Origin of the sequence: Antarctobacter heliothermus (genome assembly GCF_900188425.1) — a bacterium.
Classification (GTDB): Bacteria; Pseudomonadota; Alphaproteobacteria; order Rhodobacterales; family Rhodobacteraceae; genus Antarctobacter; species Antarctobacter heliothermus.
The window spans coordinates 91,875-113,785 of the sequence record NZ_FZON01000012.1; the positions used below are offsets into that span (position 1 = coordinate 91,875).

Sequence of the window (21,911 nt, forward strand, 5' to 3'; positions counted from 1 at the left end):
GACAGGCCGGGTTCACTCTGCCGGTTGAAACCCCACGATCAACTGCCGCAGACCCAGCGCCGCGCCCGCAAAGATCGCCGCAAATGTTACCGGGGCCGAAATCGCCAGCACCGAAAAAGCCGACAATCCTTGCCCGATGGAACAGCCCAGCGCCACAACCGCGCCGCCGCCCATCAGCGCAGCACCAATGATCTGACGGCGCAATTCGCGCGGATCTTCGCAGGCCTCCCAGCGGAAATGCCCCTTGATCAGCGACCCGATAAAGGCCCCGCCCCAGACGCCCGCAACTGATCCGACGGCAAAGCTCAACGGTCGGGCAGAGCCTGTCATCCACCACAGAATGGTGTCTCCCAGAGGGGCCGCAAAGCTATGTGAGACCACCGGCAGCGCCTCGAACCCGCCGCGCGCCACCCATGTGGTGCCCGCCCAGGCCCCGACCACGGCCAGACCGACCGCTCCGGCCCAGGCCACCTGCGCGGGCCTTTTCCAGACCTCGCGGGACGCGGCCGCACCTGCAAGGATCAAAACGCCGACAGCGATGCCGATCACATTGACCGACACGCCACTGAGTGCCGACAGTTGATGCGCAATCCCCGGCGGAACATCCGTTGTGACCTCGGTCTGCGGAAAGATCATCGCCCGCAACGGGGCCAGCGGACCGGACAGCACCACAAAGGTCGCCACCCCCATCACCAGCACGATCACAAAGCTGCGCAGGTCACCGCCGCCCAGCCGTGCAATCGCGCCATAGCCACAGTTGCCCGACAGCGCCATGCCATAGCCAAACACCAACCCGCCCAGGATCGAGGCCATCGGCATCCAGCGGATCGACAGGTAATAGGTGTCCGCGCCCGTCAACAGGCCCGACCCCATCAGGGCAAAGCTGCCAACCACGGCCAGCCCGATCGCCATGCCCCACATCCGCAGCCGCACGGTCGATCCGCCATAGAGCGCGTCCTCGATCGCGCCCAGCGTGCAAAATCGACCCAGACGGGCCGCCAGACCCAGCGGAATCCCCGTCAGCAACCCGATCAGGGCAACAAGGTGGTGTTCGGACAGAAATGAGATCATGGGCGGGGCCTCCTCCTGACTCGCCGAAAATCAATTCATCGAGTATGCAGGGGCCTCATGCCAGCGGCAAGCGTCGCACCTGTGCGGGCGGATCAGTCGTCGTCGCGGCAGAACAGGTCGTAGACACATTCCAGCATCTTGCGCGGCCGGTCGTCGGCCAGCCGGTAATAGATCGCCTTGCCGTCCCGGCGCGGCACCACCAACCCCTCCAGCCGCAGGCGCGACAGTTGCTGGCTCACGGCGGCCTGGCGCGCGGCCAGCAATTCCTCCAGTTCGGTGACGGATTTCTCTCCGGTGACCAAATGGCACAGGATCATCAACCGTCCTTCGTGACTGATGGCTTTCAGGAACGACGACGCGGCGGTCGCCTTTTCGACGATCGCGTCAAGCTCATCGTCGGTCATGTTGTCATGCAATACCGGAAGCGCCATCAGTCCTGTTCTTCCTCAGTCGTTGCTGCCAGGGGCGAAGGTCGTATGCTCTTCGAGAAGACGGGCGTAAAGCGGCCAGAAGAAATCCTCGCCGACATAGCCCTCCATCCGGGCAAGCTCTGCGCCGTCCTTCACCAAGATGAACGTCGGGGTAAAGTTCACGCGGCGGGCATAGGTGACGTCATCAGGTGGCCCCATGTGCAGGTCCGCACGCTCCAGCGGGGCGAATTTGCCCTCTTCGGTGTGGGGGTAGGCCGGGGCGATCTGATCGTTCCATGCGGCGCAATAGGCGCATCCCGGCTGTTCGACCATAATCAGTCTCACATCGCTTGCCAGCGCCAGACTGGCAGGCAGCACAAGGCTGAACAAAGTCGCGGACAGGAATTTCATGGTTCTCATGGTGCACCAATTGACGTAGGCCTGACAAACAACTTAATCTGAATATGTGAATTGATCAAGGAAAGGCGCGCCAAGTGCTCGACATTTCATTTGCAGGTGCAGCATTTGCCGGTTTGCTCAGCTTCTTTACGCCCTGCATCCTGCCGATGGTGCCTTTCTATCTGTGTTACATGGCGGGCATCTCGATGTCCGAACTGCGCGACGATGCAGGCATCACGCCCGGCGCGCAACGACGGTTGATCCTGTCTTCGGTGTTCTTTGCCGCCGGGGTCACGACGATCTTTGTCCTGTTGGGCATGGGGGCCACAGCAGTCGGTCAGGCCTTTGCCGACTACATGGGCTATCTGAAATGGGTGGCCGTGGTTGTGCTGGCGATCTTTGGCCTGCATTTCCTTGGCGTCCTGCGCATTGGCCTGCTCTACCGAGAGGCCAAGATCGAAAGCAGCGCAGAGCCGACAACCGTGTTTGGCGCCTATGCCATGGGGTTGGCCTTTGGCTTTGGCTGGACGCCCTGCGTGGGGCCTGCGCTGGCCTCGATCCTGATGATCGCCAGCGGCATGGGCGACATTGCGCGGGGCGGGCTGCTGTTGCTGGTCTACGGTGTCGGCATGACTGCGCCCTTTGTGATTGCGGCGCTGTTTTCGGGGCCGTTCCTGCGCTGGACCGCACGCCACCGGGACAAGCTGCAATATGTCGAGAAACTCATGGGCGTGATGCTGATCCTCTTTGCGATCCTCATCGCGACCGATACCGTGAACCTGATTGCCCAGTGGATGATCGAGACCTTTCCGTCCTGGTCCTCGCTGAGCTGAAGCAACTGATGTCGCGGCCGTGGGGCCGACAGACCCCTTGCCGCACCAATAGGGAGGATACCCGGATGAAACACTGGATCGGTGCGGCGCTGGCCGTGGTCATGGCGCTGCCTGTTGCGGCCCAGCAGATGGGCGACGATGGACTGTATAAAAGCCCGTGGATGCGCGACACTTTCAAGGATCTGCGCGAGGATCTGGCAGAGGCCAACGCCGAGGACAAGCGGCTGGTACTGTTCTTTGAACAGCGCGGCTGCATCTACTGCAAGAAGATGCACGAAGAGGTGTTTTCCGATGCGGAGGTGTCAGAGTTCATCGACAACAATTACTTTGTGGTGCAGCTGAACCTGCATGGCGATATCGAAGTGACGGATTTCGACGGTGAGGTGTTGACCGAAAAGGACATGGCCCGCAAATGGCGCGTCCTGTTCACCCCCAACATCGTGTTCCTGCCCGAAGAGGTGCCAGAGGGGCAAAGCGCGCTGGACGCGGCGGTTGCGGTGATGCCGGGGGCCTTTTCCAAAGGCACCTCCTTGGACATGTTCACTTGGGTCGCTGAAAAGCGCTATGAGATCGCGGATGAGACCGGCGAGGACTTTCAGCGCTACCATGCCCGCCGCATCCAGGAACGCAACAACGGCAAGTTTGACTGAGGGCGGGACGCCCGAATCGACTCCGGGTCCTGCCGCGGTTTCCGGGGCAGGACCGCAGGACTCCACGCGCGGCCTGTCGGGGTGGACATGGCCCCGACCTGCGCCCCTGCTTTTGGTCGCGGCGGTCGGTTTCGGGATATGCCGGGTGTCTGCGGACTCTGTCATCTTGTCATGGCCGCATCAAGGGGCTGGGGCGCTTGGGTGAGCGCATCCACTTAATTTTGCTTCATAAATTCGGCAGCCTGCCCTTGCTCCGGTGGTCATCAGGCGCAAGGACGCGCCAGCGGACCTGCGACGAAACGGAGCAAAAATTCACATCCCTGAATTTGTTGTTGCGTGAAGGTCGTCCGGTAGCCTACGGTATACGCCAACAGGTATGAGCGAGGACCTCCTTTCGGGGGTCCAAAAGCCTAGGGAGGGAACATGAGGCTTACAGCAATCACGGCGGCGGCGGTCCTGGCGACCGGAGCGGCGTTCGCGGACACGGTCGCCCCCGGCGACGTCCAGTTTGGCGAATATGGCGATGTCGCCACCTCACTCAGCGGTATGGCCGGAGACGCGGACAAAGGAAGCGTTATCTTTTCGTCGCGGTCCAAAGGCAATTGCGCGGCGTGCCATGCCGTTGCCCAACTGCCGGATGTGGCCTTTCAGGGCGAAGTCGGCCCCGAACTGACCTGGACCGGCGAGGCGCGCACCGCCGAGGAACTGCGCGGCATCGTGGCCAACGCCAAGATGACCTTCCCGGACACGGTGATGCCCGCGTTCTACAAGACAACCGGCTTTACCCGTCCTGGCGACGGCTACACCGGCAAGGCCGCCCAGGGTGACCTGTCACCGATCCTGTCGGCCCAGGAAATCGAAGATGTGGTCGCATTCCTGCTGACGCTGCAGGAAAGCTGACCCCCGATCACATTAGGAGAAACATGATGAACTTCACGCGACGCGATACACTGGCGCTGGGTGCCGGCGCCACCGCATTGGCCTTGTTGCCGCTGCGCGCCATGGCCCAGGCTGACCCCAACGCCGAAATGGTCGGCGGGCCCGACGACTTTCTGGCAGGCGCTGACGCAGGCACCGGCGATCTGACCTTGACCGCCCCGGAAATTGCCGAAAACGGCAACACTGTTCCGATCTCTGTCGACGCCCCCGGCGCCGTCGAGATCCGCGTTTACGCGCTGGGCAACCCGACCCCGGGCATCGCCACCTTCCGCTTTGGCCCGTTGGCCGGCGCGCAGGCGGCATCGACCCGTGTCCGTCTTGCCGGAACGCAGGACGTGCAGGCAATCGCCAAGATGGCAGACGGCAGCTATGTGACCGCGATGAAGACCGTCAAGGTCACCATCGGCGGCTGCGGCGGCTGATCAGCGGAAACCTAGAGGAGTTCTTAGAAATGGCATCTGGTGTCAAACCCCGCGTCAAGGCCCCCAAGAAGGCATCCGCCGGTGAGGTCGTGACCATCAAGACCCTGATTTCCCACAAGATGGAATCGGGTCAGCGCAAAGACGGATCGGGCAATGTGATCCCGCGTTCGATCATCAATCGCTTCACCTGTGAGTTCAACGGTGAGAGCGTGATCGACATTGTCCTCGCTCCGGCGATCTCGACCAACCCCTACTTCGAATTCGACGCAACCATTCCGGCAGCGGGCGATCTGAAGTTTACCTGGTACGACGATGACGGCGACGTCTACGAAGATACCAAATCGGTCGCCGTCGGCTGACCTGGCAAGATAAATCCTGTCCCGCACGACGCGGGGCGGGATCGCCAATTGGGAGGGATACCTATGAAATTCAAGGCATTGACGGCTATAGCCGCACTGCTGATCGCGCCTGCGGCCTTTGCCGGCGGCGCAGATGACGATACGTTGACCATCAACGGCGATCTGGACATGGTCACCAAGACCGCCGCCCCGGATCACCTGTCGGACGCGTTTGATGAGATCATCTCTGGCTGGCACTTCCGGTCGGATGAAACCCAGCAGCTGCAAACCGACGACTTCGAAAACCAGGGCATGATCTTTGTCGATCAGGCGATCGACCAGTGGAACACCGCCGAAGGCTCTGAGGGCAAATCCTGCGCGGATTGCCACAGCGATCCGGCGGACAGCATGGTGGGCGTTGCGGCGACCTATCCGAAGTGGAACGAAGAGGCCGGTGAGATGCGCACCGTCCAGATGCAGGTCAACGACTGCCGGACCAACCGCATGGGTGCCGAGGCGTGGAAATACGATGCAGGCGATGCCGTGTCGATGGAGGCGCTGATTGCGTCTGTCTCGCGCGGAATGCCGGTGGACGTGGCCATCGACGGCCCGGCAGCCGACTACTGGGAGGCGGGCAAGGACATCTACTACACCCGCTTCGGCCAGCTCGAACTGTCCTGTGCCAACTGCCACGAGCAGAACTATGGCAACTACATCCGCGCCGATCACCTCAGCCAGGGCCAGATCAACGGTTTCCCGACCTACCGTCTGAAAAACGCCAAGCTGAACGGATCGCACTCGCGCTTCAAGGGCTGCATCCGCGACACCCGTGCTGAAACCTTCAGCGCCGGTTCGGATGAGTTCATCGCACTTGAGCTGTATGTGAAATCGCGTGGCAACGGCCTGTCGGTCGAAGGCCCCTCGGTCCGCAACTAAGACACACGAACCCCGCGTCAGGCGACTGGCGCGGGGTTTCTTTCAACTTACAAATTCACACATGCGCATGTGTGTCATGAGATAGAAAGTCCCTCCCCATGATCTCAAGACGCGATTTCCTGCAAGTGTCCATGGCGGCCTCGGCGATGCTCGGGGCCTCCGGTTTTGGCAACTGGGCGCGGCTTGCCGCCCAGCAAAAGCTGACTCAGGACCAATTGTTGCAATTCGACACCTTCGGCAACGTCAGCCTGATCCATGTTACCGACATCCATGCGCAGTTGATGCCGATCTATTTCCGCGAACCCTCTGTCAACATCGGTGTTGGCGGCAACAAAGGCGCGGTCCCGCATGTCACCGGCGCGGATTTCCGCAAGCTGTATGGCATCGAGGACGGATCGCCCTCGCATTACGCGCTGTCCTCGGGTGACTTCAGCGCGCTGGCGCAGGGCTATGGTCGCGTCGGCGGCATGGACCGCGTCGCAACGGTTGTGAATTCGATCCGCGCTGACCGCCCCGACGCGCTTCTGTTAGACGGCGGCGACACATGGCACGGCTCCTACACCTGCTACCACACCGAAGGGCAGGACATGGTCAACGTCATGAACGGGCTGAAACCCGACGCCATGACGTTCCACTGGGAATTCACCCTCGGGTCCGAGCGGGTGCAGGAGCTGGTTGAAAACCTGCCCTTTGCCGCGCTGGGTCAGAACATCTTTGACGCCGAATGGGATGAACCGCTGCCGGACCTCTTCCCGCCGTACAAGTTCTTTGAGCGCGGCGGCGTCAAGATTGCGGTCATCGGTCAGGCCTTTCCCTATATGCCCATCGCCAACCCGCGCTGGATGTTCCCCGAGTTCTCCTTTGGTATCCGCGATGAGAACATGCAGGCCATGGTGGATGAGGTCCGCGCGCAGGGCGCCGAACTGGTTGTCTGCCTGTCGCACAACGGCTTTGACGTCGACAAAAAGATGGCGTCCAAAGTCACCGGTATCGACGTGATCCTGACCGGCCACACCCATGACGCGCTGCCCGAACCCGTTCTGGTGGGCGACACGATCCTGATTGCTTCGGGGTCGAACGGCAAATTCGTCAGCCGCGTCGATCTGGACGTGCAGAACGGTCGCATGATGGGCTTCCGGCACAAGCTGATCCCGATTTTCTCGGATGTGATCGCGCCCGATCCGACCATGACCAGCCTGATCCAGGAACAGCGCGCGCCCTACAAGGCCGACCTCGAAGAGGTGATTGGCCAGACCGACTCGCTGCTCTATCGCCGTGGCAACTTCAACGGCACATGGGACGACCTGATCTGTGACGCGCTGCTGTCCGAACGTGAGGCCGACATTGCCATGTCGCCGGGCGTGCGTTGGGGCCCCTCGCTGATCCCGGGCGACGACATCACCCGCGAGGACATCTGGAACGTGACCTCCATGACCTATGGTGAGGCGTATCGCTCTGAAATGACCGGCGAATTCATCAAGGTCATTCTTGAGGACGTGGGCGACAACATCTTCAACCCCGATCCCTATTACCAGCAGGGTGGCGACATGGTTCGCATCGGGGGCATGGGCTATCGCTGCGACGTGACCAAACCGCAGGGTGAGCGGATCTCGAACATGACCTTGCTCAGCACCGGTGAGGCCATTGATCCGGCCAAGACCTATGTGGTCGCCGGCTGGGCCAGTGTGAATGAGGGCACCGAAGGTCCGCAGATCTGGGACGTGGTCGAAAGCCACATCCGCAAACAGGGCACTGTCTCGATTGCGCCCCGTGACAACGTCGAAGTGGTGGGCATCTGACGCCACCATGTTTTTCCGGCGGGCTTCGGCCCGCCGATTTTTCAGCCAGATCATTCACATAGATGAATGAGATGATCCGTAAGGAGAACGCAATGAGCAAGGAAACGAATGGCCCTTCGCGCCGCAAGTTCCTGACCAGTGCCGCCGCACTTGGGGCAGGGGCCGTGGCCGCAACCGGTGCCCGCGCGGCAGGGCCTGATCCGCTGATCACCGAAATACAGGACTGGGCGTCCGGGTTTGGCGCTGGCGTCGACGAGGTCCCCTATGGCCTGCCGATCAAGTTTGAGGACGACGTGATCCGCCGCAACGTGGAATGGCTGACCGCCGACACGATTTCCTCGATCAACTTCACCCCGATCCACGCGCTGGACGGCACAATCACGCCGCAGGGCTGCGCGTTTGAACGCCACCACTCGGGCGCGATCGAACTGGCCAAATCCGAATACCGGCTGATGATCAACGGTCTGGTGGATAAGCCGCTGGTGTTCTCCTACGAGGATCTGGAACGCTTTCCGCGCGAACAGCACGTCTATTTCTGCGAATGCGCCGCCAACACCGGCATGGAATGGGCGGGCGCGCAGCTGAACGGCGCGCAGTTCACCCACGGCATGATCCACAACATGGAATACACCGGCGTCCCCCTTCGCACCCTGCTGGCCGAGGCCGGTCTGGATGCCGCGGGCGATTTCAAGGACAAATGGGTCTATGTCGAGGGGGCGGATGCCTCGTCCAACGGCCGTTCCATCCCGATGGAAAAGGCGATGGACGATGTTCTGGTGGCCTTCAAGGCCAACGGCGAGGCGCTGCGCAAGGAGCACGGCTATCCCGTCCGCCTCGTGGTGCCCGGTTGGGAAGGCAACATGTGGGTCAAGTGGATCCGCCGGATCGAGGTCATGGATGGCCCGGTCGAGAGCCGCGAAGAGACCTCGAAATACACCGACACGCTTGAGGACGGCACATCGCGCAAGTGGACATGGGTCATGGACGCCAAATCGGTTGTCACCTCGCCCAGCCCGCAATCGCCGATCACCCATGGTCACGGCCCGCTGGTCATCACCGGCATGGCTTGGTCCGGCCACGGCAAGATCACCCGCGTCGATGTCTCCAAGGACGGCGGCAAGACATGGGAAACCGCGCGTCTGGCTGCGCCGGGAGAGGACAAGGCGCTGACACGCTTTTACCTTGATACCACCTGGAACGGCGAAGACATGCTGCTGCAATCCCGCGCGATGGATGAGACCGGCTATGTCCAACCGACCAAGGCCCAGCTGCGCGATGTGCGCGGGCTGAACTCGATCTATCACAACAATTGCATCCAGACATGGCACGTCAAAGCCAATGGGGAGGCCGAAAATGTCGAAGTCTCTTAAACTCTACGGTGGCGTTGCCGCTGGCATCGGCCTGATGCTGGTGGGCGCGTACAACTTTGCCGATCGCAACGTCGCGGGTTATCCCACCAATCCGCAAGTGCTGGCCGAGCTGCCCGCCCCCATCCCGGAACCCGTGGCCCCGGTGCAGACCGCGACTGCCCCCGACGCCGCCGACCCGGCGGCGCTAGACGGCGGCATCGTAGGCGCGGCCCATGCCGACAACGGCGACAGCACCGGCCTGCGCTTTGGCCTTGGCCGTGAGGCTCTGCCGGAGGAAATCGCTGCCTGGAACGTGGACATCAGCCCCGATGGCACCGGCCTGCCGGTCGGCACCGGCAATGCCTTCGACGGCGAACCGCTGTTCGAGGACAACTGCGCCGCCTGTCACGGCTCTTTTGCCGAGGGCGTCGGCAACTGGCCGAAACTGGCCGGGGGTGACGGCACCCTTGCCGATGACGACCCGTTGAAAACCGTGGGCTCCTACTGGCCCTACACCTCGACGATCTGGGACTATGTCCACCGCTCGATGCCCTTTGGCGCGGCGCAGACGCTGTCGGATGACGACGTTTATGCCATCGTGGCCTACATCCTCTATTCCAACGACATCATCGACGATGAGTTCGAGGTCTCCAACGAAACCCTGCCGACGATCACGCTGCCCAATGCGGATGGCTTTATCGTCGATGACCGGGCCGAGACGGAGTATCCGATCTGGCGGACTGAGCCCTGCATGGAAAACTGCAAGGACAGTGTCGAGATCACCATGCGCGCCACCGTGCTGGATGTGACCCCGGATGAGGAGGGCACAGAGCCCGCCGTTGACCCAGCCCCCGCTGCCGACCCGGCAGAGGCCGCCGCCGTCGACCCGGAGCCAGAGGCAGAACCCGCAGCAGAGCCCGCCGCCGCCCCGGCGGAGGACGCACTTGACCCCGAACTGGTCGCCGCTGGTGAAAAGCTGTTCGGCAAGTGCAAGGCCTGTCACCAGGTCGGCGACGGGGCCAAGAATCGCGTCGGTCCGCAGCTGACAGGCGTGGTGGGGCGCGACATCGGCGCGGTCGAGGGGTTCAAGTACTCCAGAACCATGGCCGACATGGGCGGCACCTGGGACGAAGAGATCCTGGGCGCGTTCCTTGCCGATCCGCGTGGCACCGTGAAAGGCACCAAGATGGCGTTTGCCGGTCTGAGGAAAGACGAGGAAGTCGCGGCAATGATCGCCTACCTCAAGTCGTTCTCCGAGTAAGATAAAAACATGATGAAGCGGCTGATCATAACGGCCCTCGTCGCGCTGGCCCCCCTCGTGGGGCCAGCAACCGCAGAGGAGGAGGCCCAGTTGTTCGGCGATGCCGAACGCGGGGCAAAACTGTTTGCGCAATGCTCCGGGTGTCACCAGGTCGGACGCGATGCCAAGAACCGCATTGGCCCGCATCTCAACAACATCTTCGGACGCCGTGCTGGCAGTCTGGAGGGGTTCGACTACTCCAAATCCATGGAACGCGCCTCTGGTGACGGGTTGACGTGGGATTTCAACCTGCTGGATGCCTATATCGAAAACCCGCGCGTCCTGCTGTCCGGCACGCGCATGTCGTTCCGGGGCATCAAGGACGCACAGGACCGCCACGATGTATTGGCCTACCTGCGCCAGTTCACCGCCAGCCCGCAAGACATCCCGGAATCCGCACCGACCGCCGTGGCGCGTGAGGTCGAATTGCCGCCCGAAATCCTCGCCATTGTGGGCGACGTGCCGTATGGCGAATACCTCGCCTCGGAATGTGTGACCTGTCATAAACGTGATGGCTCGGATGACGGCATCCCCTCTATCGTCAAATGGCCCGAAGAGGATTTTGTCATCGCCATGCACGCCTACAAGCGTAAACTGCGGGTGCATCCGGTGATGCAGATGATGGCCGGGCGGCTGTCGGATGAGGAAATCGCCGCACTGGCGGCCTATTTCGCAACCATCGAATGACCGGGGGTCAGGTATTCCGCAATTGAGCAAAAGCCACCCAGATAAGACAGTGAACGCGCGGGACAGCCAGTCCCGCCGCAGCGGGTTGATTTTTGCCCCTGCGCTTATGCGTACCGCCGGGACTGTCCCGGCCAGTTTGGATGGATTTCATGCGGATGCCTTTCGCCACCCGGATACTGATGCTGGGCGCTTTGCTGGCGCTGGCGGCGTTTTTCGGCCTCCTGCCGACCTGATGCCGCCGGGCCATATCGCGCCCCCAAAGACCTTTTCCGACACCACGTCACCCCGCGCAGCCCTGTGCCGCGCGGGGTTTTTCGTAGGTCTGGGAAAGCATTCCGTGTGCCCATTTTTCAACCCTGCAAGGGGGCGCACCAATAAACCTGTCCAATATGGAGGAGTACGGACATGACATTTAACAGACGCACATTTCTGGGGACCGCTGTGGCCGCATCGTCGCTGGCCGCACCGATGGTACAGGCTGCCAGCCACGGACGCCCGCGCGCCGTTGTGATCGGTGGCGGGGCAGGGGGCGCAACTGCCGCCCGCTATATCGCCAAGGACAGCAATGGAGAGATCGACGTAACCCTGATCGAACCCTCGCGCAGCTATTACACCTGCTTTTTCTCCAATCTCTACATCGGTGGCTTCCGCGACCTGCAAAGCATCGAACACAATTACGCAACGCTGGCCTCTGAATACGGCGTCAATGTCGTGCATGACTGGGCTGTGGGCGTGGACCGGGATGCAAAAACCGTGGCCTTGGCTGGGGGCGGAAGCGTGCCCTACGACCGTCTGGTGATGTCCCCCGGTATCGACTTTGTCGACGGCGCGGTTCCCGGCTGGGACGTCTCTGCACAGACCGCGATGCCCCACGCCTACAAGGCCGGCACCCAGACCGCGCTGCTCAAGGCGCAGATCGAGGCCATGCCAGAGGGCGGCACCTATGTCATGGTCGCGCCGCCCAATCCCTTCCGCTGCCCGCCCGGACCGTATGAGCGGATCTCCATGGTGGCCCATGTGCTGAAGGCCACCAATCCCACGGCCAAGATCCTCATCGCCGATCCGAAAGAGAGCTTCTCCAAACAGGCGCTGTTCGAGGAAGGCTGGCAGAAATATTATGGCGGCATGATCACCCGCATCGGCCCGGATTTCGGCGGCGACAACGTCTCTGTGAACGCCGACACCATGGAGGTCGACATCGACGGCGAGGTGGTCAAGGCCGATGTCTGCAACGTCATCCCGGCGCAAAAGGCGGGCATGATCTGCGCTGCCGCCGATCTGACAGAGGGCAACTGGGCGCCGGTCAACGGCCACACCATGCAATCGCGGTTGGATGAGAACATCCACATCCTCGGCGACGCCACCAATCAGGGCGACATGCCGAAATCCGGCTTTTCCGCCAATTCACAGGCCAAGGTGGCAGCCATGGCGGTGCGCGGTGCGCTGACGGGCAGCCGTGTTTTCCCGGCCAAGTTCTCCAACACCTGCTGGTCGCTGATCAACACCGACGACGGCGTCAAGGTGGGCGCCACCTACGAGGCGACAGACGAGAAGATCGCCAAGGTCGACGGGTTCATTTCCGACACCGGAGAGGACGCGGCCCTGCGCAAGACGACCTATGAGGAAAGCGTCGGCTGGTACGCTGGCATCACCTCGGACATGTTCGGCTAAGGGCCGTGTCCGGCTGAACAACCGGTCCGCCGCGCGTCCAGCGCGGCGGACCACAGAGAACGCGCAGTGCTCCCGGGCAGCCCCGCGCGACCCCCGGTCGCGGGCGGGCCACGCCCCCTTGACCCTGCCCTCCAAAGCGCGCTCTCTCGGCCCATGCCACATGGACACCACCACCATCACCACGTCGACCCCGATGCCGGGGATGCCCGCATGGCTGCCGCCGTCGGGGTGAACCTGCTGCTCACGGTTGCGCAGGTCATCGGCGGGGTGCTGTCCGGCTCGCTTGCCATGATCGCCGACGCGCTGCACAACTTTTCCGACGCGGCCAGCCTGATCATCGCCGCCTGGGCGCGCCGCATCGCCCGCCGCCCGGCGGATTCGGACATGACCTTTGGCTATGGCCGGGCAGAGGTGGTGGCCGCGCTGATCAACCTGACCACGCTCATCGTGATCGGCCTGTACCTGATCTACGAGGCGGTGATGCGCTTTTTCCAGCCGCAAGAGGTGATCGGCTGGCTGATCATCGTCATCGCCGCCGTGGCGCTGGTGATCGACCTTGTGACCGCCGCGCTGACCTACCGGATGGCGCAGGACAGCGTGAACATCCGCGCCGCCTTTCTGCACAACCTCGCCGATGCCATGGGCTCGGTCGCGGTGATCGTGGCGGGCGGGCTGATCTGGGCCTTTGGCTGGACATGGGTCGACCCGGCCATCACGCTGCTGATCGCGGGCTACATCCTGTGGATGGCATGGGGTGAGATCGGCGGCGTCATCCGCATCCTGATGCTGGGCAGCCCGCCACGCATGGCCCCCGAACACGTCCTGAACACCGCCGAGGCGGTCGATGGCGTCCAAAGCCTGCACCACGCCCACCTGTGGCAAATGGATGAGCACACCGCTGCGCTTCAGGCGCATCTGGTGATCGCGCCCGGTGCCTGGGACCGGGCCGATACAATCAAGGATCAGGTCAAGACCCAACTGGCCGCAGCGCATGGGCTGACCCATGTCACGCTGGAAATGGAATGCGCCGAACATATTTGTGTGGACGTCCGTCGCATCGGTCACTGACCCCGATCTCCACTCCGCCCCCCGCGCGCGGCGGGCCGGCCTTGAAAGGCGTGCGGACGTCTCTACCTTTGTGACCCGGCCCGAAACCCGCCCCGAACCGCGGGATGCCGGGCCCGGCGTTCGCGCTCTGCGTGACCATCCGACCGTCTGACACCGACCCACCGCGCGGGCCGTTTTGGCCTGCGCCCCTTGCAGCCCCCCATGGGCAATACTAAGACTCGGGTAACACTCAGGCGTTACATCTTTGACAGCAGTTGCAGGCAGGCCGAAATGACAGATCCGATAGAGACATACATGAACCTCGTTCCCATGGTGGTAGAACAGACCAGCCGCGGGGAACGCGCCTACGACATCTTTTCACGGCTGCTGAAAGAGCGGATCATTTTCGTCAACGGCCCGGTCCATGACGGCATGTCCTCTCTGGTGGTGGCGCAGCTGCTGCACCTTGAGGCGGAAAACCCGTCCAAAGAGATTTCGATGTACATCAACTCGCCCGGCGGGTCGGTTGTGGCGGGGCTGTCGATCTACGACACCATGCAATACATCAAACCCAAGGTGTCGACGCTGGTGTGCGGTCTGGCGGCCTCGATGGGCTCTGTCATCGCCATCGGTGGCGAAAAAGGCATGCGCTACTCGCTGCCCAATGCCGAATTCCTCGTGCACCAGCCGTCCGGCGGCGCACAGGGCACGGCGGCGGACATCCTGATCTCTGCGCGCCACATCGAACAAACGCGAGAGCGGATGTACAAACTGTACATGCGGCACTCTGGCCGGGACTTTGACACCGTCCGAGAGGCGCTTGACCGCGACAAATGGATGACCCCCGAAGAAGCCAAGGAATGGGGGCATGTGGACGAAATCGTGACCTCGCGCGTCACCGAAGGCGACAGCGACGCCTAAAGAGGCAGCCCCGCGCCACAGGGTGGCGTGGGGCGAACTTTCGGATTGTCGCGCCCGACCGCGTGGCCTAAGCTGTGCGAACACCGGCGGAAGGCCGCGTTGTGGGGGCGCAAATGCCGGTCGCCGGCGAAGCAGGAAACCGGAACTGAAACCGGGAAAGGTGCACTATGGCAACGAATTCAGGCGGCGATAGCAAGAACACCCTCTATTGCAGCTTCTGTGGCAAGAGCCAGCATGAGGTGCGCAAGCTGATCGCGGGCCCCACCGTGTTCATCTGCGACGAATGCGTCGAGCTCTGCATGGACATCATCCGCGAGGAAACCAAAGGCGCCGGGCTGAAGGCTGCTGATGGTGTGCCCACCCCGCGTGAAATATGCGATGTGCTGGACGATTATGTGATCGGTCAGGCAACGGCCAAGAGGGTGCTCTCGGTCGCGGTCCACAACCATTACAAGCGTCTCAACCATGCGCAGAAATCGTCGGACATCGAACTGGCGAAATCCAACATCCTGCTGATCGGCCCCACCGGCTGCGGCAAGACGCTGTTGGCGCAGACATTGGCGCGCATTCTGGATGTGCCGTTCACCATGGCCGATGCCACCACGCTGACAGAGGCGGGGTATGTCGGCGAGGATGTGGAAAACATCATCCTCAAGCTGCTGCAATCGTCCGAATACAACGTCGAACGCGCGCAGCGCGGCATCGTCTATATCGACGAGGTCGACAAGATCACGCGCAAGTCGGAAAACCCCTCCATCACCCGCGACGTGTCGGGGGAGGGCGTGCAACAGGCCCTGTTGAAGCTGATGGAAGGCACCGTTGCCTCCGTTCCGCCGCAGGGCGGGCGCAAGCATCCGCAGCAGGAATTCCTGCAGGTCGACACCACCAACATCCTGTTCATCTGCGGCGGTGCCTTCGCCGGTCTGGACCGCATCATCAAGCAGCGCGGCAAAGGCTCTGCCATGGGCTTTGGGGCCGATGTGCGTGATGACAGCCTGATTGGCGTCGGTGAGACGTTCAAGGAACTGGAGCCTGAGGATCTGCTGAAATTCGGCCTGATCCCGGAATTTGTCGGCCGTCTGCCGGTCATCGCCACGCTTGAGGATCTGGATGAGGACGCGCTTGTCACCATCCTGACCCAGCCCAAGAACGCCCTGGTCAAGCAGTACCAGCGCCTGTTCGAGATGGAAGACACCAAGCTCGACTTTACCGATGACGCGCTGTCGGCCATCGCCAAAAAGGCGATTGAACGCAAGACCGGCGCGCGCGGGTTGCGCTCCATCCTTGAGGGGATCTTGCTGGATACCATGTTCGAACTGCCGGGCATGGATGAGGTGACAGAGGTTGTCGTCAATGAGGAATCGGTTATCTCCGAGGCCAAGCCATTGATGATCTACGCCGATGCCAAGAAAGAGGGTGCCTCGGCCGGGTAAGGCCGCGACATCTCGAACAACATATCGAAACAAGTGTAGGGCGGGGATTTTCCCCGCCTTTCCTTTGTCCAAGGGACAGACACCATGACCATCACCCGCATTTCGTCCGGCAGCCCGTTTGAGGAGCAGATCGGCTATTGCCGCGCGGTTGTCGCTGGCGGCTTTGTCCATGTCGCCGGAACGGTCGGGCAGGGCGAGACGGTGCAGGACCAGTGTCGCGCCGCGCTTTCGACAATTGCGGCTGCGCTTGAAAAGGCAGGGACCAGCCTGACCGACGCGGTGCGGGTCACCTATTACCTGCCGGATCGGGCCGAGTTTGAACCCTGCTGGCCGATCCTGCGTGAGGCGTTTGGCGCAAATCCTCCCGCCGCGACCATGGTGGAATGCGGGCTGATCGACCCCAAATACCGGATCGAGATCGAGGTCACGGCGCTCGCGCGTTGATCCATTCCTAGGGTGGGTTTCGACCCACCGCCACGGCTGGCAAAGTCTTTAGACAAGGTTAAACCGTCTCTGCAAGCCATTGATTTCTTTCAGGCGAAACGCTGTCCACGTGTGGACAACCCCTTACCCCGCCAGCCGGACGCCCTCGTCCAGCAGCTCAAAATCCGGCCCCAAGAGCGCACGCACCTCATCCTCTCCGGGCTGCTCCCAAACCGGGCCGGGGGCCACGAATCCTCCCCCCACAAGGGCTGCCTGAACCGCCGCAAAATCCGGCTCTCCGACGGCCAATCTCTTGCGGACCTGACCGGCTGGCATCCATGCCCGGCGCAGGGTCTCGATCCACAGCGGAGCGCGGCCCGAAAAGCTTTCCAGATGCGCCGAGATATGCTGCGTTGCCCCGGAACGCCGCCGCAAAATCATCGCCACCTGCTGATCCGGTCGTGCCGCAAAGGCCAGGAAATGCAACGCCGATCCCTCGGCCGCCACGATCTGCTTGGCCGCCTTGTAACGGGCCACCTGTTCGGTCAACGAGTGCGCCTGCGGATGAAAGATCTCATAGCCCTCCGCGGCCAGATACGCCTCCAACCGTGCCTCCCCCAGTAGCGCGCCCCGCCCCGCACCCAGCCGAGAGCGGCTGATATACAGCTTGTCCGATCCCTCGGGCGCAACACCCTGCCCAAACCGCAGGGCCACAGCCTCGATGAACCGGTCCGTGCCGCGACTAATCTCTCCCAGACCAAAGCCCTGACCAGGAACGATCAACTCATCGGGGACGCAAGGCGTGCGCGCCTCATGGATCGGCAGATCACATCCCATCAAGGACAGGAATTCACGGTGGAACGCAGGTAGGGGGTCCGAGTTGGTCGGGTTCTTGGGGGTGAACAGAATGCCATCAAACTGCGACGCGTCGATATGCTCCAACGCCCAAAGCCGGGTCACACTTTCGGTCACGAAGTGCGGAAAATAGCGCCAAAGGACACCGCCCCACAACCACCGCCCCGGCAACCGTTCTGCCTGCGGCGGGCGCGCGGGTGGCGGCGTCAGCAATCGCGCGGCACGCCAGGTCGCCGCGTGCGGCACCACTTGCCCATCGGCGGTCAAAACGCCCGAGGGTTGCACATGTGACCGAAGTGCAGGCGGCACGACCACGGGCTGCTTCAACCGCGCGATCTGGCAGGACCAGCCGCCCACCGGATTGGGCGGCTCCATCCGGACAAGGTTGCGCGTGCAGGTCCAGACATACCGGGTAGAGACGTCTTCGGATTTGCGGAACCCCAGCGCCCGCAGCCGATCCTTGCAGGTTCTGGTGCCATCAGCGCCATAGACCGTGGGGTGAAACTCGATCACCACGGCGCGGATGCCTTTGAGGGTGGCGTGTTCAAGGAATTCCAGTTCGCCGCCCTCGATGTCCATGATCAGAACGTCGGGGCGGAATTCTTTGACCACGGCATCAAAAGAGGCGGTCGGAACCTCGACCGGGCGCGTCTGACGGTTGTCCACGTCCACCAGAGAGGACCCGAGGAAAGAGTTGCGCAGATAAAACGTCCGCGTGTCCGGCCGCTCTGGTGCGCTCATCAGCACTTGATTGCGCAGGTCGATCCGGTCCTGAAGCCCATTCAGGGCATGAAGCGCGCGGATGTGGGGGATCAGATCGGGATTGGCCTCAAACGACAAGACAGCCTTGGGATTGGCGTTCTTGGCGATCACGGCCCCGACAACGCCCAGTCCGGCGCCCAGCTCCAGCACCCGGTCACCGGGGCGCACAACGGACAGAGCGCCTGCAATCTCATCGGCCTCATAGCGCTCTTCGGCCATTCGCCGCTGGCGCGTCTCTGTCAGAAAGGGAGAGGCAGGCACAGCCACGCCTCGGCAAGTGACTGCCACCAATGTATCTTGCATCGCTGCTCGCCTGTTTTTCGTCTTTTTGCTCATGATCGGCGTGCCACCCGTTTGTGTTAAGATTATGTTCACCATGATTGCCGCACCAGATCCGTTTTCAGATGCGGCAAACCGGGGACATGCGTCATGCCTGCCACTGGACCCCGCTGCGGGAATTCGCCATACAAGGCCCCAGACACACGAGGAGTCGTCCATGGGCATTCTCAATACCCTTCTGCGCGCCGTGACATGGTGGAATGGCGCCACTCTCAACACCCTGATCTACACCAGCCGCAAGGGCGTGAAGGTGGGTGAAGATGAGCAGGGCAACACCTATTACCAGACCCGCGATGGCAAGCGCCGTTGGGTGATCTTCAACGGTGAGGCCGAGGCAACCCGCGTCAGCCCCGACTGGCATGGCTGGCTGCATCACACCTACAAGGAAGCGCCGACAGACCGCCCCTTGCCGCACAAGGCCTGGGAAAAGCCGCACATTGAGAACCTGACCGGAACCGCGCTGGCCTATGCGCCCGCCGGGTCCATTCGCCGCGAAGTGCCCGCAGACCGTCGCGACTATGAGGCATGGTCGCCCAAATGACTCATTCCGTGGCCGAAGTGGCCGTTGGCGGGGCTGTTCTGGCGGCGGCGCTTGCCTTTGGGGCCTATACTGTTCAGAGCACTGGCTTTGCTTTCGGTTCGACCGGATATGAACTTTCCGCCTCGTTCCGCTCTGTCGAGGGGATCAGCGTGGGCACGGACGTGCGTCTTGCGGGCGTGAAGGTGGGCACTGTCACCGGGATCAATCTCAACGCCGAGACCTATCGTGCCGATACCAAGGTGATCCTGAATGACGGCGTTCAGGTGCCCGACGACAGCGTGATCGCCATCGCCTCCGAGGGGCTGCTTGGCGGCAACTATGTCGAGATTTCTCCCGGCGGATCATTGTTCTACTACGCTGCGGGCGAAGAGATCCTGGATACGCAGGGTTCTGTCAGCTTGCTTACGCTTCTGCTGCGCTACGTTGGCGGCGGGAGCGAGGACACAGCCGAATGATCCTCCGCGCGGCGGTTGTCCTGTTTGCGCTGGCATCATCCGTGCCCGTCGCGGCGCAGGAAACGGTGTCGGTCGGGACCGGGGCCGTCCTGCGTGGTCTGGATAAACTGAACGCCAAGGTGACCGACATCGTGCTGCAAAACGGTGCGACCGAGGTTCTTGGCCTGATCGAGATCGCGCTGAAGGAATGCCGCTATCCCGAGGGGGATCCGTCAGGCGACGCCTATGCGTTTCTGACCATCCGGGAGGCTGGCATCGCAAAACCTGTATTCTCGGGTTGGATGATCGCCTCGTCCCCGGCGCTGAACGCCATGGACCATGCGCGTTTCGATGTCTGGATTTTGCGCTGCACTCTGCCGGACTGATCGGGGCCGGACTGAACGGAGCCGGACTGATCGGTTTTTTCCAAGTGATGACCTAAAGGCGCAGTTCGCTTGGGCTCTGTGACAAAGGGATGTCCCAAGGGCCGGACAGCGCAGTCCGGCCCTTGGGTTTTCCGCGTCAGGCTCTTGCCTTGGCCGCAGCTGTGGCTGCCGCGTCCGCCTTGCGCGCTTTCGGGAAAAAGCTGAAGTACAGCACCGGCGCCGCGATCAACGTCAGGATCGAGGCAAAGCCAAGGCCCCCCATGATCGTCACGGCCATGGACGCAAAGAAGGCGTCAGACAGCAGCGGGATCATGCCAAGGATCGTGGTGGCCGCTGCTAGCACGACGGGCCGCAGACGCGATGTGGAGGCATCCAGAACCGCCTTGCGAAAGCCGACGCCCTCGGCCCGGACCAGATCGATTTCCTCGACCAGAACGATGCCGTTCTTGATCAGCATCCCCGACAGGCTGAGCAGGCCCAGAAGGGCGGTAAAGGAGAACGGCAGCCCGGTCCCAAGCAGGCCCAACGCGACGCCGTTGACGCTCATCGGGACCAGCAGCCAGATCACCACCGGCTGGCGGATATGGCCAAACAGCAGCACGGAAATCAGCACCATGATGATCAGCGACAGGGGCAATTGTTTGCCCAATGCGGCCTGCGCCTCTGTCGAGCTTTCGTATTCGCCGCCCCATTCCAGCGTATAGCCCTCTGGCAGGTCGATCGCCTCGATCCCGGCGCGGATCTCGTTGAAGACGGCAGAGGCGTTCACACCGGCGGGAACGCCCGCCTGTACCGCGATGGTGGGCACTCGGTCGCGACGGCGCAGCAGCGTGTTTTGCGCCTCCCAGTCGTAGCCGTCGATCAGTTGCAACAGTGGGATAAAGGACTGCGCCGCGCTGGAGTAGACAGGTTGATCGGCCAGGTGCGCCCCGCCTTCCTGCGCCGCGACATCGGTGCGCAGGATGATCGGGATCAGCCGGTCACCTTCGCGGTAGACCCCGGACTGCAATCCGTCAGAGCCAAGAAGCAGGGAGGTCGCCAGATCCTCGCGGGTGACGCCCGCCGCCTTGGCCCGTTCATCCGCAAAGTTCGGCCTGATCACCAGTTCTCGTTCGCGCCAGTCGGTGCGTAGATCCTGCAACTGGCTGGACCCGGTCCGCAGAGTCGCCATGGCCCGCTCTGCCAGTTCGCGCAGCACGACAGGGTCCGGCCCGGAAAAACGCGCCTCGATCGGGGCGCCGCCGCCGGGGCCAAAGGCCAGACGTTCAGTGCGGAACTCGCCATCCGTCAGCGTGTTGCGCCCAAACGCCTCTAGCTCCTCGCGCAGCGGTGGAATTTGCTCGAGGCTTTCGGTGCGGATGATGAGGTGGCCATAGGTCGGCAGCGCCTCTTCTGGGGCGTAGGTCAGCATGAACCGGGTCGCGCCGCCGCCAACAAAGGTCGAGACGGAGACCACGTCGTCCCGGTCCGCCAGCCAGGTTTCCAGCTGCTTCATGTCCTCCGCCGTGCGGTGGATTCTGGCCCCTTGAGGGAGCTTGTAGTGGACATAAAACAGCGGTGTGTTGCTGTCGGGGAAAAACTGTTGCTTGACCTGCCCGAAGCCAATGTAACAGACCACGGTCAGGCCAATCAGAGCTATGCCCGAAAGTTGGTGATGGCGTAATCAGGCGGCTTGGTTAAGTTGTTTGATCCCGTCTTTGAATGCAATCCCCTGGATGATCTCTGGCATGCGGTTTGCTCCGTCGAGTTTGCGCCATTTCGTCTGCGCTGACATCATCAGCTTGAACGCCATGGCAAGGCCGGTTTTACGGCTGAGACAACCCTTGGTTTTGCCTGTGCGATGTCGGACGGTGGCGAAGGTGCTTTCAATTGGGTTCGTCGTTCGGACATGTTTCCAGTGCTCGGCTGGGAAGTCATAGAATGCCAAGAGAACGTCGCGGTCTTTGGTCAGTTTCCCCACGGCTTT

23 protein-coding genes and 1 pseudogene are annotated in these 21,911 nt (G+C 62.2%); 18 read left to right on the top strand and 6 right to left on the bottom strand.

The features are described 5' to 3' along the window. Window positions 1-12: 12 nt before the first annotated feature. The 3 genes from CHB90_RS08720 to CHB90_RS08730 all read right to left on the bottom strand — a co-directional run bounded on the left by CHB90_RS08720 (window position 13) and on the right by CHB90_RS08730 (window position 1,901). Window positions 13-1,071: a YeeE/YedE family protein gene (locus CHB90_RS08720; protein ID WP_089277479.1), complete on the bottom strand. Its 1,059-nt coding sequence runs from the start codon at window positions 1,069-1,071 to the stop codon at window positions 13-15. A 92-nt stretch (window positions 1,072-1,163) separates the two neighbouring features. Next, entirely contained in the window at window positions 1,164-1,502 is a 339-nt protein-coding gene (locus tag CHB90_RS08725; protein WP_089277480.1) for an ArsR/SmtB family transcription factor, read from the bottom strand. Between the two features lie 15 nt (window positions 1,503-1,517). Next, a complete protein-coding gene (locus CHB90_RS08730) occupies window positions 1,518-1,901 on the bottom strand; it encodes a thioredoxin family protein (protein WP_425426601.1) in 384 nt (127 codons plus the stop codon). Window positions 1,902-1,975: 74 nt separating this feature from the next. On the opposite strand from CHB90_RS08730, the gene CHB90_RS08735 reads away from it, so the two are divergent. From CHB90_RS08735 to CHB90_RS08805, 15 genes are all read left to right on the top strand, one after another. Then, complete coding sequence (locus CHB90_RS08735; protein ID WP_089277482.1) at window positions 1,976-2,713, top strand: cytochrome c biogenesis CcdA family protein; 738 nt, start codon at window positions 1,976-1,978, stop codon at window positions 2,711-2,713. Between the two features lie 65 nt (window positions 2,714-2,778). Beyond that, on the top strand, window positions 2,779-3,363 hold the full coding sequence (locus CHB90_RS08740) for a thioredoxin family protein (RefSeq protein ID WP_089277483.1): 585 nt from the start codon (window positions 2,779-2,781) through the stop codon (window positions 3,361-3,363). Between the two features lie 423 nt (window positions 3,364-3,786). Beyond that, window positions 3,787-4,263 (top strand): sulfur oxidation c-type cytochrome SoxX, encoded by a 477-nt coding sequence (soxX, locus tag CHB90_RS08745; RefSeq protein WP_089277484.1) that lies wholly within the window; start codon window positions 3,787-3,789, stop codon window positions 4,261-4,263. Window positions 4,264-4,289: 26 nt separating this feature from the next. Continuing rightward, on the top strand, window positions 4,290-4,724 hold the full coding sequence (gene soxY / locus CHB90_RS08750; RefSeq protein ID WP_089277508.1) for a thiosulfate oxidation carrier protein SoxY: 435 nt from the start codon (window positions 4,290-4,292) through the stop codon (window positions 4,722-4,724). Between the two features lie 29 nt (window positions 4,725-4,753). Next, window positions 4,754-5,083 (top strand): thiosulfate oxidation carrier complex protein SoxZ, encoded by a 330-nt coding sequence (gene soxZ, locus CHB90_RS08755; protein ID WP_089277485.1) that lies wholly within the window; start codon window positions 4,754-4,756, stop codon window positions 5,081-5,083. A 63-nt stretch (window positions 5,084-5,146) separates the two neighbouring features. Continuing rightward, window positions 5,147-5,998 (top strand): sulfur oxidation c-type cytochrome SoxA, encoded by an 852-nt coding sequence (gene soxA / locus CHB90_RS08760; protein WP_089277486.1) that lies wholly within the window; start codon window positions 5,147-5,149, stop codon window positions 5,996-5,998. 98 nt (window positions 5,999-6,096) lie between these two features. Then, window positions 6,097-7,797 carry a thiosulfohydrolase SoxB gene (gene soxB / locus CHB90_RS08765; protein ID WP_089277487.1) on the top strand — a complete coding sequence of 567 codons (1,701 nt, stop codon included), beginning with the start codon at window positions 6,097-6,099 and terminating at the stop codon, window positions 7,795-7,797. A 92-nt stretch (window positions 7,798-7,889) separates the two neighbouring features. After that, a complete protein-coding gene (gene soxC / locus CHB90_RS08770; protein WP_089277488.1) occupies window positions 7,890-9,167 on the top strand; it encodes a sulfite dehydrogenase in 1,278 nt (425 codons plus the stop codon). After that, a complete protein-coding gene (locus CHB90_RS08775) occupies window positions 9,151-10,407 on the top strand; it encodes a c-type cytochrome (RefSeq protein ID WP_089277489.1) in 1,257 nt (418 codons plus the stop codon). Before soxC ends, CHB90_RS08775 begins: the two co-directional genes overlap by 17 nt. A 9-nt stretch (window positions 10,408-10,416) precedes the next feature. Next, window positions 10,417-11,133, top strand: coding sequence for a c-type cytochrome (locus CHB90_RS08780; RefSeq protein WP_089277490.1), 717 nt, complete (start codon window positions 10,417-10,419; stop codon window positions 11,131-11,133). Between the two features lie 405 nt (window positions 11,134-11,538). Further along, window positions 11,539-12,804 carry an NAD(P)/FAD-dependent oxidoreductase gene (locus CHB90_RS08785; RefSeq protein WP_089277491.1) on the top strand — a complete coding sequence of 422 codons (1,266 nt, stop codon included), beginning with the start codon at window positions 11,539-11,541 and terminating at the stop codon, window positions 12,802-12,804. Window positions 12,805-13,014: 210 nt separating this feature from the next. Then, window positions 13,015-13,872, top strand: coding sequence for a cation diffusion facilitator family transporter (locus CHB90_RS08790; RefSeq protein ID WP_245823203.1), 858 nt, complete (start codon window positions 13,015-13,017; stop codon window positions 13,870-13,872). A 270-nt stretch (window positions 13,873-14,142) separates the two neighbouring features. Continuing rightward, window positions 14,143-14,772 carry an ATP-dependent Clp protease proteolytic subunit gene (locus tag CHB90_RS08795; protein ID WP_089277493.1) on the top strand — a complete coding sequence of 210 codons (630 nt, stop codon included), beginning with the start codon at window positions 14,143-14,145 and terminating at the stop codon, window positions 14,770-14,772. Window positions 14,773-14,939: 167 nt separating this feature from the next. Then, window positions 14,940-16,205, top strand: coding sequence for an ATP-dependent Clp protease ATP-binding subunit ClpX (clpX, locus tag CHB90_RS08800; protein WP_089277494.1), 1,266 nt, complete (start codon window positions 14,940-14,942; stop codon window positions 16,203-16,205). An 84-nt stretch (window positions 16,206-16,289) separates the two neighbouring features. Then, complete coding sequence (locus tag CHB90_RS08805) at window positions 16,290-16,649, top strand: RidA family protein (RefSeq protein ID WP_089277495.1); 360 nt, start codon at window positions 16,290-16,292, stop codon at window positions 16,647-16,649. A gap of 123 nt (window positions 16,650-16,772) precedes the next feature. On the opposite strand, the gene CHB90_RS08810 is transcribed toward CHB90_RS08805, so the two are convergent. Continuing rightward, window positions 16,773-18,548: an FkbM family methyltransferase gene (locus tag CHB90_RS08810; protein WP_089277496.1), complete on the bottom strand. Its 1,776-nt coding sequence runs from the start codon at window positions 18,546-18,548 to the stop codon at window positions 16,773-16,775. Window positions 18,549-18,741: 193 nt separating this feature from the next. On the opposite strand from CHB90_RS08810, the gene CHB90_RS08815 reads away from it, so the two are divergent. Genes CHB90_RS08815 through CHB90_RS08825 form a run of 3 tightly spaced genes read left to right on the top strand, consistent with a single transcriptional unit; the run spans window position 18,742 to window position 19,945 of the window. After that, window positions 18,742-19,125, top strand: a complete 384-nt coding sequence (locus tag CHB90_RS08815) for an NADH:ubiquinone oxidoreductase subunit NDUFA12 (protein WP_089277497.1) — start codon at window positions 18,742-18,744, stop codon at window positions 19,123-19,125. Beyond that, window positions 19,122-19,580: an outer membrane lipid asymmetry maintenance protein MlaD gene (gene mlaD, locus CHB90_RS08820; protein ID WP_089277498.1), complete on the top strand. Its 459-nt coding sequence runs from the start codon at window positions 19,122-19,124 to the stop codon at window positions 19,578-19,580. Before CHB90_RS08815 ends, mlaD begins: the two co-directional genes overlap by 4 nt. Continuing rightward, window positions 19,577-19,945: a DUF2155 domain-containing protein gene (locus tag CHB90_RS08825; RefSeq protein WP_089277499.1), complete on the top strand. Its 369-nt coding sequence runs from the start codon at window positions 19,577-19,579 to the stop codon at window positions 19,943-19,945. The genes mlaD and CHB90_RS08825 overlap by 4 nt, the downstream gene beginning before the upstream one ends. Before the next feature lie 136 nt (window positions 19,946-20,081). On the opposite strand, the pseudogene CHB90_RS08830 reads toward CHB90_RS08825, so the two are convergent. Both CHB90_RS08830 and CHB90_RS08835 read right to left on the bottom strand, forming a co-directional pair. After that, a pseudogene (locus CHB90_RS08830) lies at window positions 20,082-21,596 on the bottom strand (efflux RND transporter permease subunit); the annotation flags it as partial. A 12-nt stretch (window positions 21,597-21,608) separates the two neighbouring features. After that, window positions 21,609-21,911: transposase (locus tag CHB90_RS08835; RefSeq protein WP_141135831.1), on the bottom strand; the 303-nt coding region annotated here is incomplete at its 5' end.